Genomic DNA, 13732 nt, shown 5'->3' on the forward strand with positions numbered 1-13732 from the left:
GCCCCCGAATCGCGTTTCGATCAACTCTTACGCCGGACTGGAGAGGCCACGCCGCCTGTTATGACCTCGTACGCCCGTCCATTTTGCGTCGTCTGCCAGGCGTCATGGGTGCGGTAATCCAAGGCGATCAAGGGCGCTGGCCGGCCTTGCGATCTCATCCTGCGTCACGACATCAAATTGCGTTTCTCCAAAGGGATAGACACCATCGGCCTCTTTCCTCGCAGGCGGATTGCGACTATCACGCGGGCATGTTGAAAACCCGGATCATTCCCTGTCTCGATGTTGCCGATGGCCGTGTGGTCAAAGGTGTGAACTTTGTCGATCTGCGCGACGCCGGTGACCCGGTGGATGCGGCTCGCGCCTATGATGCGGCAGGGGCGGACGAGATTTGTTTCCTCGACATCCACGCCACCCACGAGAATCGCGGCACGATGTTCGACGTGGTCACCCGCACGGCAGAGCAGTGCTTTATCCCGCTGACCGTGGGCGGTGGCGTGCGGACCGTCGCGGATGTGCGGGCGTTGTTGCTGGCGGGGGCCGACAAGGTGTCCTTCAATTCCGCCGCCGTCGCCAACCCCGACGTGGTGGCCGAAGCCGCAGATCAATTCGGCAGCCAGTGCATCGTGGTGGCGATTGACGCCAAGACCGTATCCCCCGGCAAATGGGAAATCTTCACCCATGGCGGACGCAAACCCACGGGCATCGACGCTGTGGAGTTTGCCAAAACCGTGGTCGCCAAGGGTGCGGGGGAAATCCTGCTGACCTCAATGGACCGCGACGGCACCAAGGCCGGGTTCAACCTGCCCCTGACGAAAGCCATTTCGGACGCGGTGGACGTGCCGGTGATCGCCTCGGGCGGCGTTGGCACATTGGATCATCTGGTCGAAGGCGTGACCAAAGGTGGCGCCAGCGCTGTGCTGGCAGCCTCCATCTTTCACTTTGGCGAATACACAATTGGCGAGGCCAAGGCCCATATGGCAGAGGCGGGTATCCCGGTGCGGCTATGACGTTGGAAGAACTGGAAACCATCATCGCGACCCGCGCAGCGGCCAGCCCCGACGACAGCTGGACCGCCAAGCTGTTGGCCAAAGGCCCGGAAAAATGCGCCGAAAAATTTGGCGAAGAAGCGGTGGAAGCGATCATCGAGGCGGTCAGGAATGACCGGGACAAATTGACGTCCGAAGCCGCCGATGTCCTGTTTCACCTGCTCGTGATGCTGAAATCGCGGAACGTGGCCCTGGCGGATGTGATGGCCGAACTGGACCGCCGTCAGGCGCAATCCGGGCTTCAGGAAAAGGCGTCACGGTCCTGATAGCCGAAAATCAAATCTGTATTCTGAACGCCTGACACCAACTTAGACACCGTTCACACCGTACTCACACGGATGGAACACCCGTTTTCCACAGCCTTTGGTACCTTGGCGATGCGCACCGTTTTTTTGCGCATCGACTGCTGCATTTTCAATTCCTCTTAACCCAAAGGTGTTTCCATGAAAGACGTAGACATTGCATCCCCCGTTCGTGTGACCATGCCTGCCTCGGTTGCCGCTGACATCGGCGTATTCAAAAAGGCGGTTGGCACGATCCTTGATAAACTGGGCTGTCCGGCCTGTTGTTCCGGCCATGACATCCGGTTCGACATCCACCGCGATCTTGTGTTCCGCGATCTGGAATCGCGCGGCATGCCTCGGGCGATGGCAGAGGTAAAACCCCGCCCTGCGGCAAACACCGTTGCGCTGGCCCCCGAAACCGGTGCCCAGATCGACAACGTGTTTCGCGCCATCGACAAGATCGCTGAATTCACCGGCTGCGGCGCGTGTTGCTCGGGCCATGATCTGCGGCTGCAATTCGAGCAGAACTTCCTGCTGGATGAACAGCTGAATGTCGACGCCGCAGCCGTGCGGTTCGGGTAAATGTCCGCGATGTTCCAGCCGCCAAAGCTGGGCATCGGGATGATCTTTTCGGCGGCGCTCACACCATTTCTGCGCCGCCGTCCCGACGCTTTGGACGTGCTTGAAATTGAACCGCAAACGCTTTGGCTCGCCGATGACCCGATCGACGGCCCGTTTGCCGAATTCCGCCCGGCGCTTGAGGCCTTTTCCGAATTGCCACAGGCGAAACTCGTGCATTCCGTCGGCGTGCCCCTTGGCGGCACACGCAGGCCTGATCCGGGGCAGATGGCGTTGCTCAAGGCGACGGCGGATCGTTTGAACAGCCCGTGGGTATCGGAACATTTGTCCGTCGCCGGCACACCGCATCAATCCGCCGGGTTCCTGTTGCCACCGCTGCAAACCGAAGACGGCGTCGCAACGGCCGTGGCCAATATTCAGGCCTTCAAAGCCGGTCTTGGACGACCCGTCGCCGTGGAAACGGGTGTGGCGTATCTCAAGCGTAAAGCGTTCGAAATGCCGGATGGCGTGTTCCTGCGCCGGGTAGCGGAAGAGGCCGATTGCGGACTGCTGCTCGACCTGCACAACCTGTGGTGCAACCATATCAACGACCGGATCGACATTGATGAAACCCTGTCGCAAATCCCCTTCGACCGGGTGTGGGAGGTGCATCTGGCGGGCGGTGAAGAGATGGGAGGCGTCTGGCTTGACAGCCATTCCGGGGCCATGCCCGACGCGCTGGCCGCCCGCGCGCGCGAGGTGATCGCCGAGCTTCCGAACCTGGGCGCGGTGAATTTCGAGATTTACGACACGTTCCTTGAACGGGTGGATGACGCCGAATTCGATCAGATCGTCGAGGATTTGCGCAGCATCTGGGCGCATGCCGGTCAAAGCCGCAGTGACCTGCGCCCGTTTGATATCGTCACACCTGTGGACAGCCACGACACCTCGCCCGCGCAATGGGAGGACAGCCTGACCCGCGCGGTCTGGAAATCCGATCCGTCCGGCCACCTCTGGCCCGAGGATCACCCGCTTTTGACGCTTTATGCGTTTCTTGCGCGGTCGTTCCGGGGCTCCCTGCTCACACGGGCGTTGCCGCGTGCGGTGCGCTACGGACTGCTGCGTGACGGGGACCGGTTTGAACAGACACTGTCGGCTTATTTCGATGCCCAATCGCCGCAGATGTTCGCCCCATTGGAGGCCGCCGCATTCCGGAACTGGCTGATCGCGCAGGGCGAACATGATCCGCTGATGCTGGGGCTTCTGGACTATGACATGGCGTTTATCGAAATGCTGACATCAGACACCCCGAAGATCGTGCGCTTTCCCGGTGATCCGGCCCCGGTGTTCGAGGCCTTGGTCGAAGGCCGTTTGCCTGCGCAACCAAAGCCACCGGAGTGGGAACTGGAGATATTACCCGACGCAACGTCCGACGGGTTTTCTGCTCAATCGGCGGGATAACCTAGAGCTTGGACGAGATCACCCCGGTGTTGAACCCGCCCATGCGCAACTCGCCGAAGAGCCGCTGGTATTCGATCTTGGGACAGCGGTTCATCACCACGTCCACACCGCGCGCTTCGGCTTTTGCCGCCGCCTCCGCGTGTTCGACGCCGATCTGCATCCAGATGGTTTGCAGGTCGGGGAACGCCTCCAGCGCCGCGTCGACGATCGGCGGCACGGCATCGGACCGGCGGAAGATGTCGACCATATCCACCGGCGCAGAGATATCGGACAAGCTGGCGACGATCTCCGCGCCGAAAAGCCGTTTGCCCGCATGGCCCGGATTGACCGGGATCACCGTGTATCCCTTGAGCGCCAGATAACGCGCGACGTAGTAGGACGGGCGGACCGGATTGGTAGACACACCAACGACCGCGACGGTTTTCGTCCGTTTGAGAATGTCGCGCAGGAAGGTGTCTGAGTAGGTCATGGGCTGACCCTAAACAGGTCCTTGAAAAAGAAAAAGCGCCCAAGACTAGCTTGGGCGCAAGTGTTGGAACGAGGGACAGTGAAGGATGCGCGGATGTTCCACTCCCGCGCCTCTGGATATTAGGTAGGGTCTCCCCATGGGGTTTAAAGGGCGCGCCCAATAAATTTGATAACGTTTTTGTCAGGAATTAGGTGGACACAGCCCCCCTAGCCGTTGCCTCCTGTGCCAGCGTGACCGTTTCGTGTATCCGTTCGGACGGATCAGCGCCCACCTTGCGCCGCCGACGGTGCAGGAACAACGATCCCCATCCGCGCCAATTGCCCGAAGACGGGGCGGTGGGATCCTGCTCGAACCGCGTGCGCCAGTCTGCGGGCAGATCAAGCCCAACCGCGTTGGCCCGGTCCAGCATCCAGACCAGCGGGATGTTCGCCAGAGGTCGCGCCTGCTCTCGGCCACGCAACTGGCCCCCAATGTCGCCATGCACACCCTTGAACCACACCTGTTCGACATGCCCGCTCCATCCCGGTGGGCAGGTCCAGAGCACAGGCGCATAGGCCATGCGGGTTTCATCATAGGCCAGCGCATGAAACCCGTGTTCGATGGACGGGCCAAGCTGGTCGTTGTGAAAGGCGTGATGGGCATCTGTCAGACGCCACAGCAGCGGCAGCCGCAATCCAAGCGCCTTGACCGTGTCCCACACCCCGACCACGGCAATCGGCGCGGCGTCGTGGCAGAAGAGTCGGGAAAAATCCCGCGCCGCGTCGCTGTCGGGCGATGACCGGTACAGGCGATAGGCCTGCCGGATATTGCGTTCGATGGCATGTTCCGCGCGCAACAGGCCGATTTGGTCAAGCACCCCGGCCAGCGACCGCACCGCGAAGGCCCCGCGCGAATAGCCGAAGAAATAGATGTGATCGCCGGGGCGATAGCGCGAGGCCAGAAACCCGTAGGCGCGGCAGATCTGGCGGTTGATACCACGTCCGGTCATCACGTGGGGAAGACTGCGCCAATCCGCCATTTGCAGACCGGATTCGTAGTAAAGTGACAGATCGCCACCGACCTCCTGCAACAGGCGGTACAAGCGCCCGGCATTGGTTTCCTCTCCGGGCAGCAGGGACGACAGGGTGCCGTCCAGGATGATGACATGGATCCTACGGCCCCGGCGCACGGAAACCGGGGACTGGCCCGCAGCAAACCGCCTGCGGAACCAGCCGAGGACACGGTTACTCAGCCGCGACGCGCGCATCCTGCAACATGCCCCAGACCCGGTGTGGCGTGAACGGCATATCCGCCTGGCGGACACCTTCGGACCACAAGGCATCCTGTACCGCGTTGGCAATGGCGGCCAGCGCCCCGACGGTGCCCGCTTCGCCGCAGCCCTTCATCCCCATGGGGTTGGTGGTCGACGGCACCGGTTCGGTTTCAAATCCAATCATGGGCAGATCATCGGCCCGTGGCATCGCGTAGTCCATGAACGTTGCTGTGAGCAACTGCCCGTCTTCGCTGAACACCACATGTTCCGTCAGCGCCTGACCAATGCCCTGGGCCACGCCACCATGCACCTGACCTTCGGCCAGCATCGGATTGATCAGATTGCCAAAATCATCCACCACGGTGTAGCGGTCCACGACCACAACCCCGGTCTCGGGGTCGATTTCAACTTCGCTCACATGCGCGCCATTCGGGAAGGACCGCGCCTCAAGCGTTGCGGTGGCGGTGTAGGTCAAAAGGTCATCCCGCCCCGCATCCCGCGCCATTTGCGCAACATCAAGCATGGTTGGCGTGACATTCGACGTGCCGATGCGGAAACGTTCATCATCAAAGCTGACCTCGCCTGGATCAACGCCCTGTGTGTCGGCCAGGAAGGTCGAAAACGCCGTGACGATGTCACTGACCGCCTGCAGGGTCACGTTGGTCTGAACGGTCACCGACCGGGACCCGCCAGTGCCACCGCCGCGCGGGATCAGGTCACTGTCGCCCTGGATGCACCGAATCCGGTCGGCGGGGATGCCGGTTTGGTCGGACAGGAACTGCACAAACACCGTTTCGTGCCCCTGCCCGTTCGATTGCGTGCCGACATAGATGCTGGCCCCGCCATCGTCATCGAACGTCACCTTCACGTCTTCCGACGGAGCGCCCAGAATGCTTTCGATATAGTAGCACAGCCCTTGCCCCCGCAGTTTGCCCGCCTTGGCCGACGCTGCACGACGCGCGGCGAACCCGTCACGATCGGCGACCCGCGCGGCATGGTCGAGAACACGCTCGAAATCGCCAACGTCATAGGTCTCGCCGGTCGTCGAGACGTATGGAAACTGGTGCGGCTTGATAAAGTTCAGGCGGCGCAAGTCCCATGGATCGACACCCAGTTCTCGCGCCGCCCGGTCCATCAGGCGTTCGATCAGGTAAATCGCTTCGGGTCGCCCTGCCCCGCGATAGGCATCGACCTGCGTGGTGTTGGTGTAAATCCCCTCGACCCGCAGCCAGCTTGTCTGCACGTCATAGACCCCCATCAGCACTTTGGCGAAAAGATCGGTCTGGATCGCCTGCGCGAAATGCGAATTATACGCGCCCATATTGGCCACCGTGTGCACCCGGTAGGCGGTGATCCGGTTGTTTTCGTCAAAGGCCAGTTCGGCCCGATGGCCCAGATCGCGTCCGGCATTGTCCGACAGCATCGCCTCGGTCCGGTCAGACATCCAGCGCACCGGGCGGTTCAGCGTGCGGGCGGCAAAGGCCGTCAGGAAGTTTTCCGGATAGGGCATGCCCTTCATCCCGAACCCCCCACCGGTGTCCGGGTTGGTGACGCGGATGTCGTCCTCTGACAGGTTCAGAACGCGGGCAAGCTGGCTTTTGTGCACCCAGACCCCTTGCGCGTTCAGGGCCAGATGCAGCCGACCGTCGCGCATTTCGGCGTAACAGCCGCGCGGCTCCATCGCATTGACGATGATGCGGTTGTCTTCAACCTCAAGCGACACGGTCCGGTGGGCCGCCGCAAACGCCTTGGCGGTCGCGTCTTCATCGCCCTTGCCCCAATCAAAGGCCCGATTGTCCGGTGCTTCGGGGTGGATCGGTGACCCGCCCGCGGCGCGCTCCAGATGCACGGGCAGATCGTCGTATTCGAACTCAATCAACTCGGCCGCATCCTTGGCCTGTTGCAGCGTCTCGGCCACGATATAGGCCAAGGCTTCGCCCACAAACCGCACCCGTGACTTGGCCAGAAGCGGGCGAAACGGGTCCGCACCCTTGGAGCCATCGCGGTTGGGAACGGTTGTGCCCCACAATCCCTTGGTGATGCCCGCCGCTTCAAGGTCTTCTTGCGTCAGGACAAGATGCACCCCTTCGGCGTCACGCGCCGCGCTGACATCCAGTGTTGTGATCTCGGCATGGGCCACCTGAGACCGCAGCACGTAGCCAAACAGCGCGCCGTCGGGCGCAATGTCATCCACATAGCGCCCCTGCCCGGTCAGGAATCGCACGTCTTCCGTGCGCACAACCGATTGGGATTTGCCGAATTTTTCCATGTCGTGCCCGCGCCCCAAAGCCTCATCTCTGAGCGCGACACTAGCCTGCGAGGCGGTCCTGTCCACCATGTTCGTGCAGATCGGTCAGGTCGATGACCTCTGACGCGCCATACCCGTTGAACCCTGTGACCAGGGCCGACGTATACGCGCCCGCCCCTTCGACAAGAATATAGTCTTCCTCGGCGATGCCGACCGGAAGCTGCCATGTGCTGGGCAAGACATCCAGACTGTCACAGGTTGGGCCGAAGATCGAAAACGCCTCAGCCGGGCCCTCTACCGGCTGGCCGATTGTGCCAAGCACGGTTTTCGCACCCGGCACGGCCATGTCCCGCCATTCCCCCAACGCGCCGTAGACGCCGTCATTCATGTAAAGCGCGTGACCGCTGCGTGTCTTGACCCGCAGCAACAGCCACATCGCGTCCGACACCATGGCGCGCCCCGGTTCGCACCAAAGCTGGGGGGCGGTGTCGGGGAAATACCGGGCATGTGCCGCGCGCACCGCGTCAAAGATCGCCGCAAGCGATGGATCACTGCGCGACGCCAGCGCCGGAAATCCGCCACCCACGTTCAGCGATGCCAGGCGCACCCCCGCCCGCTGCGCGGCGTCGGCACAGGCCGCGATATAGCGTGTCCAGGCCGTCGGATCGGTGCATTGCGTTCCGGGATGAAACGTCATGGAGGTGACATGGCCCATCTGCCGCGCCTGTCGGAGAAGCGCCACGGCCTCGTCAAATCGAGCCCCGAATTTCGTGCCGAAATCATACGCCGCCCCGGACATCGGCAAGGTCAGCCGGACCGCAATGTCGCTGCCGGAGGGCAGATCTGCCAATTTGTCCAGCTCTGACGCGCGATCCACCGACCACGACGCCACCCCCATCGCCTTTGCTGCCGCGATTTCACCCCGCGACCGGACGGGGTTGTGGTAATGCAACCGCGCCTTCGGGTGCGCGGCACGGACGGCGTGCATCTCGGCAACCGAGGCGACGTCGAATGTGGTGATGCCGTCTTGCGCCAGAGCCTGCAAGACCTGAGGATGCGGATTGGCTTTGACCGCATAGCTGACCGCGCCGGGAAACCCCTTGAGGAACCGTGCTGCCGTGTGGCGCAATTGGTCGGGCCGAAACAGGAAAACCGGAATGTCCGGTTGCCTGGACTGCACGAACTCGGAAACCACGTTGCGATCCCGCGCGGTTTCGAACCGCGCATGTTTGATATCTTCTGCCCCGGCGACCATGTCTGCCTCCTGAAATGCTGCCTTACCTTTCAGTTTTCCGCGAATTCGTGACAGTGTGGAGTGTCATTTCTTGCCAAAGGGAGTCAATTTGCAGCAGTATGACGACATGACTGAGCATATCGACGAAAAAGATGCACGATTGATCGCCTTGTTGCGCGCAGATGCGCGTGCGCCGGTGGCGGAACTGGCCCGTCAGTTGGGGCTGGCCCGCACCACGGTGCAGGCGCGGATTGACCGGTTGCTGGCGAAAGGTGTGATTGCTGGGTTTACCGTGCGCACCGGGGATGCGGTGGCGGCCCCGATCCGGGCGACGGTGCTTGTGGCCATCGCCCCACGCACCGGCCCTGCGGTGGTTGCGCGGCTGCGCGCCCTGCCCAATGTCGAAGCGGTTGTCACGGTGTCGGGCCGCGCCGATCTGATTGTCGACCTCAGCGCGCGCACGACGCGGGATCTGGATACAACCCTGGACGATATCGCCGAAGCCAAGGGAGTCCAAAGCTCAGAAAGCTTTATTCATCTTTCGACCAAGATCGACCGCCGGGGTTAATCGTCTTCCGCGGTGCTGTATTTCTGGATCAACCCGGCCTGCGCGATAAAGAAGAAAAACAGCGCACCGGTCAGGACAAACGTTTCGAAATAGACCCAGAATTCGGTGGTTTGCGTGCGCCAGACCAACTCGTTCGAAGCCGCCAGCAAAAAGAAAAACGCCGTCATGCGTTTGGTCAGGATCATCCAGCCCTCATGCTCCATCGGAAGCAGTTCGCCCATGACCACCCGCAGGTAGCTTTGCCCACGCAGCAACCCGATAGCCAGAACCCCGCCAAGAAGCAGGTACACCATCGTGGGTTTCATCTTGATAAACCGATCATCATTCAGCCAGACCGTCAGCCCGCCAAACACCACCACCAGCACAGCCGTCACGATCTGCATGCGGCTGATATGCCCGGTGAGCCACCACAACAGGCCCATGGACGCCAGGATCACCGGGATAAATCCGGCCGTGACGATGACAAACCCGTCGTAATCGGTGCTGCCGATCGTGAAGACCTCGTCCTTGAGATAGATATACGCCACGAAGAACCCGATCACCGGGCCCAGTTCCAGCGCCGATTTCACCCATTGAGGAACGTTCCGGTGTGCCACTCTAGCCTCCTACTTCCACGATAACCGCCCCTAGCGCGATCAGGGCCATCAGCGCAATCCTGCGCGGCCCCACGGTTTCTTTCAAAAACACCCAGCCGATGACAGCTGCAAACACGGTCGAGGTTTCCCGCAGCACCGCCGCTTCACCCACCTGGTCCAGCCGCGTGGCCACCATGATGGAGCCAAAACTGAGAAAGGCCACCAGCCCGCCGATCACACCTCGGAGAGCCAATGGCGGCAAGGCGGGTTTGTAGGTCATCGTGCGGTACCGCAACGCGGCCAGAATGGGCATCGCCACACCATCAATCATGAAAAACCACGCCAGAAAGGTGAACGGGTCCGCCGTGGCCCGGATGCCATAGGCGTCAAACGTGGTGTAAAGCGCCACGAAGAGCCCCGTCGCCAAGGCAAAGGCCAAAGCCGCAGGCAGCGTGGCGCGGTCGGCTTCCAGGAAAATCAGGTTGTAGACGGCCAGCCCGAAGATCCCCATCAGCAGAACCCCCAGCCCTGTCCATTGGATCAGGGTAAAGCTTTCGCCGAAGATCAGGTACGCGCCGATGACCGTGAACAAGGGTCCGGTGCCCCGGACAACCGGGTAGACCACCGTGTAGGCGCCCTTGGTGTAGGCCTGCGCCTGCAGCAGTTTATACGCGAGGTGAATGACAAACGCCCCGGCAAAGATCGGCCACATATGCGGTTCCGGCCACGGCACCACGAACAGCGCAAAAGGTGCCGCCATCAGGCAATAGCTGGCATCAATCGCCCCACGCGACAGCCACGGATCGTGACGGCCCTTCTGCAGCGCGCCGAAGATCGCATGCAACACGGCCGCCATCAGTGCGAGGCTCAATGCAACCTGATGTCCCTGCGGCGTGCCTTCGAGCGAGATCAGCCAGTCGCTGATCATGGGTGGGGGACGGATTTTCGAAAATCCGTGTCAGGGGCGCTGCCCCTCGGCGCTTCGCGCCTCACCCCGAGGTATTTTTCAAACAGAGATGCCTTCATTCAGCAGCAAGTCCGGTCAGGGCGGCGGCAAATTCTTCGGGATCGAATGGCGACAGGTCGTCGATCTGTTCGCCGACCCCGATGGCGTGAATCGGCAAGCCGAACTTGTCTGCCAACGCCACCAGAACGCCACCCTTGGCGGTGCCGTCCAGCTTGGTCATCACAAGGCCCGACACATCGGCAAGGTCCTGAAAGGTTTTGACCTGGCTGACCGCGTTCTGGCCTGTGGTGGCGTCCAGCACCAGCAGCGTATTGTGCGGCGCGTCCGGGTCTTTCTTGCGGATCACCCGAACGATCTTGGCCAGTTCCTCCATCAGGTCCTGCCGGTTCTGCAGGCGGCCTGCGGTGTCGATCATCAAGAGGTCCGCGCCTTCGGCCTGGGCTTTGGTCATGGCGTCAAACGCGAGGCTGGCCGGGTCCGAACCTTCGGGGGCTGTCAAAACCGGCACCCCGGCGCGGTCGCCCCAGACCTGCAATTGCTCTACGGCGGCGGCGCGGAACGTATCGCCTGCCGCGATCACCACGTTTTTGCCAGCGGCGCGAAACTGGCTGGCCAGTTTGCCAATGGTTGTGGTTTTGCCCGATCCGTTCACTCCCACCACCAGCACCACCTGCGGTTTGGTGGGATAGAGCGGCAAGGGTCGCGCGACCGGCTCCATGATGCGGGCGATCTCCTGGGCCAGCAGTTCCTTGATCTCCCGCACGCTGAGTTTCTTGCCAAATCGCCCTTCGGCGATGTTGGCGGTCACGCGCAACGCCGTGTCCACGCCCATGTCAGCCTGGATCAGCAGCTCTTCAAGCTGCTCCAGCATGTCATCATCCAGTTCGCGGCGCACCTCGGTCTGCGCGGCCGAACGACCCAGCAGACGGCCGAGAAGACCGGGCTTGGCTGGCTCTGCGGCTGGCACGGTGTCCTGCAGCCGGGGCGCAATGTCCTGGGTGCGGAACGGTGTGGGGGTGGGCACCGGGTTTTCGACCGGAGGCGCGACAGGCGTCTCTTCGACCGGGTCTGGAATAGGATCCGTTTCCTGCGGAATTTCGACCGGCGGCTCGGGTACGTCCGGTTCCGCTGGCAGATCCGGGGCTGGCGGATCGGTGGGCACAGACGGCGGAAGGTCCGGCGCGGGTGTGGGGTCCTGCGGCGGCGGCGCTTCGACGGGCGGCGGCGCGACGGGCGCGGGGTCTTGTGGCGGCAGGTCCGGCGCGGGCGGGGTCGGTGGAATGTCAACCGGTTTGACCGGGGGCGTTTGCTGCGGCGTCTCCACCTCGGGCGTCGGGGTTTCTTCGCCCCCATCCGAGACAATCGCGTCGAGCCCTTCGTCCAGCTTGGACGAGGATTTGAAGAGCTTGTTCTTGAGCTTGCCAAAAAAGGACATGCGCGGCCTATATGTTCCGGAACGTTTCCCTTCAGTTAGTGGGTTGTTGTCCGAGATGGAAGGCTGTCGCGCGCAGAGCGCGGATCCGACGGGTTTTGGAGGCGGGCTCAACAAGGTGGTGCGGATCGGACAGGTCGCGGGTTTCTGCCGTCGATGTCATTTGTGCTGACGGCTTTTATTGGCTACGATTCCGAGCATGAAACAGCTTATGACCCGCGCCGCTTTGATCGGCTTGATGGCCTTTCCCGTTGGGGCGGCGGAACCGTTGTCCGGTGCCGAGTTTGAATCCTATGTCACCGGAAAAACGCTGTATTTCGGTCAGAATGGCGATGCTTACGGGGTTGAGGAATACCTGGATGATCGCCGGGTGCGATGGTCGTTTCTGGACGGCCAATGCAAAGACGGGATCTGGTATGAAGAAGGTGAGCTGATCTGCTTTGTCTATGAGGACAACCCGAACCCGCAATGCTGGTCCTTTTTTCGCGACCGCGACGGGTTGCGGGCGATCTTTCAGAACAATCCAGAGGCAACGACGCTGTACGAAGCCCGGCAGAGTGATGAGCCGATGATGTGTCTTGGTCCGGAGATCGGCGTTTGATCCGTGGCAGGATTATTTCGATCCGCAAAAAGAATTTATTAAACCCGGTGACAGAAACTTCGTACGAAGTTTCTGGGAACGCGCCAGTAAAAATTAAGAGCACCCGTGGCCGACATGGCCGCGCCTTTTGGCGGGAGCACACAAAAAAGGCTGGCCCCGAGGCCAGCCTTTTATCGTCAAACAATGTCTGACGTTATTCGCGATTGCCGAACAGCTGCAACAGGAACATGAACATGTTGATGAAGTTCAGGTACAGGCTCAACGCGCCCATGATCCCGGATTTCGCCATCCATTCGCTGTCGCCATGCGCGGCGTGCTGAAGATAGGTGTTCTTGATATTCTGCGTGTCATACGCGGTCAGACCCGCGAAAATCAGCACACCCAGGATCGACACCGCGAAGGCAATCGCGGGAGACCCGAGGAAGATGTTGACGATCGATGCCACGATCAGACCGATCACGCCCATGATCAGGAACGCGCCCCAACCCGAGATGTCTTTCTTCGTGGTGTAGCCCCAAAGCGACAGGCCAGCAAAGGCGATCGATGTCACCAGGAACACCTGCGCAATCGACATGCCGGTGAAGGCCACGAAGATCCAGCTCAGGCTCAGGCCCATGACGGACGCGAAGACATAGAAGAACGTCTGCGCCCCGGCTGCGGACAGTTTATTGATCGCCGCGCCGAACAGGAACACCATTGCCAGCGGCGCGAACATTACGATCCAGCCAAGGATGTTCGGCTGAAGCGTCGCCGGGTCGCGGAAAACCGCAAGCAGTTGTGGGCTTGTGCCAACCGCCCAAGCGACCGCGAAGGTCAGCAACATGCCAATCGACATGGTCGCATAGACCTTGTTCATATGCGCGCGCAGACCCTCATCAATCTGGGCGGCACGGGCGCCGGCGGCACCGGTCGTCCGGATTGTGTTATACTCAGCCATTTATCCCTCCGAATGAAACTCAGGCGTTTCCCGCACCTGCGAGAAACAGATGCATCAAATATCGGTTGTCCTTCCCCGCATTTCAAGCGTCGAGATGCGG

14 protein-coding genes are annotated in these 13732 nt (G+C 61.5%); 6 read left to right on the top strand and 8 right to left on the bottom strand.

The genetic code is table 11. The annotated features are described in order from the left end of the window. The first annotated feature begins 248 nt into the window (after positions 1-248). The 4 genes from hisF (at position 249) to MWU54_RS03635 (ending at position 3349) form a co-directional block, all read left to right on the top strand. Positions 249-1007 carry an imidazole glycerol phosphate synthase subunit HisF gene (hisF, locus tag MWU54_RS03620; RefSeq protein ID WP_247080827.1) on the top strand — a complete coding sequence of 253 codons (759 nt, stop codon included), beginning with the start codon at positions 249-251 and terminating at the stop codon, positions 1005-1007. Further along, positions 1004-1312 carry a phosphoribosyl-ATP diphosphatase gene (locus MWU54_RS03625; protein WP_247080828.1) on the top strand — a complete coding sequence of 103 codons (309 nt, stop codon included), beginning with the start codon at positions 1004-1006 and terminating at the stop codon, positions 1310-1312. The genes hisF and MWU54_RS03625 overlap by 4 nt, the downstream gene beginning before the upstream one ends. Before the next feature lie 177 nt (positions 1313-1489). Beyond that, a complete protein-coding gene (locus tag MWU54_RS03630; RefSeq protein ID WP_247080830.1) occupies positions 1490-1912 on the top strand; it encodes a hypothetical protein in 423 nt (140 codons plus the stop codon). Continuing rightward, a complete protein-coding gene (locus MWU54_RS03635; protein WP_247080832.1) occupies positions 1913-3349 on the top strand; it encodes a DUF692 family multinuclear iron-containing protein in 1437 nt (478 codons plus the stop codon). A 1-nt stretch (position 3350) separates the two neighbouring features. Here the strand turns inward: MWU54_RS03635 and MWU54_RS03640 are convergent, their stop codons facing one another. The 4 genes from MWU54_RS03640 to MWU54_RS03655 form a co-directional block, all read right to left on the bottom strand. Beyond that, positions 3351-3818, bottom strand: coding sequence for a CoA-binding protein (locus MWU54_RS03640; RefSeq protein ID WP_247080833.1), 468 nt, complete (start codon positions 3816-3818; stop codon positions 3351-3353). Positions 3819-4005: 187 nt separating this feature from the next. Beyond that, complete coding sequence (locus MWU54_RS03645) at positions 4006-5064, bottom strand: DUF2235 domain-containing protein (protein ID WP_247080835.1); 1059 nt, start codon at positions 5062-5064, stop codon at positions 4006-4008. Next, a complete protein-coding gene (locus tag MWU54_RS03650) occupies positions 5042-7339 on the bottom strand; it encodes a xanthine dehydrogenase family protein molybdopterin-binding subunit (RefSeq protein WP_247081035.1) in 2298 nt (765 codons plus the stop codon). Before MWU54_RS03650 ends, MWU54_RS03645 begins: the two co-directional genes overlap by 23 nt. Positions 7340-7379: 40 nt before the next feature. After that, a complete protein-coding gene (locus tag MWU54_RS03655) occupies positions 7380-8573 on the bottom strand; it encodes a type III PLP-dependent enzyme (RefSeq protein ID WP_247080837.1) in 1194 nt (397 codons plus the stop codon). 106 nt (positions 8574-8679) lie between these two features. Between MWU54_RS03655 and MWU54_RS03660 the strand changes: the two genes are divergently transcribed. Then, positions 8680-9120, top strand: a complete 441-nt coding sequence (locus MWU54_RS03660) for an Lrp/AsnC family transcriptional regulator (RefSeq protein ID WP_247080839.1) — start codon at positions 8680-8682, stop codon at positions 9118-9120. On the opposite strand, the gene MWU54_RS03665 is transcribed toward MWU54_RS03660, so the two are convergent. The 3 genes from MWU54_RS03665 to ftsY form a co-directional block, all read right to left on the bottom strand. Then, positions 9117-9716: an inner membrane-spanning protein YciB gene (locus tag MWU54_RS03665; protein ID WP_247080840.1), complete on the bottom strand. Its 600-nt coding sequence runs from the start codon at positions 9714-9716 to the stop codon at positions 9117-9119. The two genes, MWU54_RS03660 and MWU54_RS03665, sit on opposite strands and share 4 nt — an antisense overlap. Position 9717: 1 nt before the next feature. Next, positions 9718-10620 carry an EamA family transporter gene (locus MWU54_RS03670; protein ID WP_247081037.1) on the bottom strand — a complete coding sequence of 301 codons (903 nt, stop codon included), beginning with the start codon at positions 10618-10620 and terminating at the stop codon, positions 9718-9720. A gap of 97 nt (positions 10621-10717) precedes the next feature. Then, positions 10718-12097 (bottom strand): signal recognition particle-docking protein FtsY, encoded by a 1380-nt coding sequence (gene ftsY / locus MWU54_RS03675; protein ID WP_247080841.1) that lies wholly within the window; start codon positions 12095-12097, stop codon positions 10718-10720. Positions 12098-12293: 196 nt separating this feature from the next. On the opposite strand from ftsY, the gene MWU54_RS03680 reads away from it, so the two are divergent. Further along, positions 12294-12695 carry a hypothetical protein gene (locus tag MWU54_RS03680; protein ID WP_247080842.1) on the top strand — a complete coding sequence of 134 codons (402 nt, stop codon included), beginning with the start codon at positions 12294-12296 and terminating at the stop codon, positions 12693-12695. Positions 12696-12888: 193 nt separating this feature from the next. Here MWU54_RS03680 and MWU54_RS03685 read toward each other — a convergent pair whose 3' ends face one another. Then, positions 12889-13632 (bottom strand): Bax inhibitor-1/YccA family protein, encoded by a 744-nt coding sequence (locus MWU54_RS03685; RefSeq protein WP_247080843.1) that lies wholly within the window; start codon positions 13630-13632, stop codon positions 12889-12891. Between the last annotated feature and the right edge of the window lie 100 nt (positions 13633-13732).

The sequence above is a fragment of the Marivita sp. S6314 genome, assembly GCF_023015985.1.
GTDB lineage: Bacteria > Pseudomonadota > Alphaproteobacteria > Rhodobacterales > Rhodobacteraceae > Marivita.

Coding starts and splice junctions, on each gene's coding strand:
- MWU54_RS03640 (WP_247080833.1), bottom strand. CDS start 3,818: ATGACCTACTCAGACACCTTCCTGCGCGACATTCTCAAACGGACGAAA.
- MWU54_RS03680 (WP_247080842.1), top strand. CDS start 12,294: ATGAAACAGCTTATGACCCGCGCCGCTTTGATCGGCTTGATGGCCTTT.
- MWU54_RS03645 (WP_247080835.1), bottom strand. CDS start 5,064: ATGCGCGCGTCGCGGCTGAGTAACCGTGTCCTCGGCTGGTTCCGCAGG.
- MWU54_RS03630 (WP_247080830.1), top strand. CDS start 1,490: ATGAAAGACGTAGACATTGCATCCCCCGTTCGTGTGACCATGCCTGCC.
- MWU54_RS03635 (WP_247080832.1), top strand. CDS start 1,913: ATGTCCGCGATGTTCCAGCCGCCAAAGCTGGGCATCGGGATGATCTTT.
- ftsY (WP_247080841.1), bottom strand. CDS start 12,097: ATGTCCTTTTTTGGCAAGCTCAAGAACAAGCTCTTCAAATCCTCGTCC.
- hisF (WP_247080827.1), top strand. CDS start 249: ATGTTGAAAACCCGGATCATTCCCTGTCTCGATGTTGCCGATGGCCGT.
- MWU54_RS03660 (WP_247080839.1), top strand. CDS start 8,680: ATGACTGAGCATATCGACGAAAAAGATGCACGATTGATCGCCTTGTTG.
- MWU54_RS03650 (WP_247081035.1), bottom strand. CDS start 7,339: ATGGAAAAATTCGGCAAATCCCAATCGGTTGTGCGCACGGAAGACGTG.
- MWU54_RS03625 (WP_247080828.1), top strand. CDS start 1,004: ATGACGTTGGAAGAACTGGAAACCATCATCGCGACCCGCGCAGCGGCC.
- MWU54_RS03655 (WP_247080837.1), bottom strand. CDS start 8,573: ATGGTCGCCGGGGCAGAAGATATCAAACATGCGCGGTTCGAAACCGCG.
- MWU54_RS03685 (WP_247080843.1), bottom strand. CDS start 13,632: ATGGCTGAGTATAACACAATCCGGACGACCGGTGCCGCCGGCGCCCGT.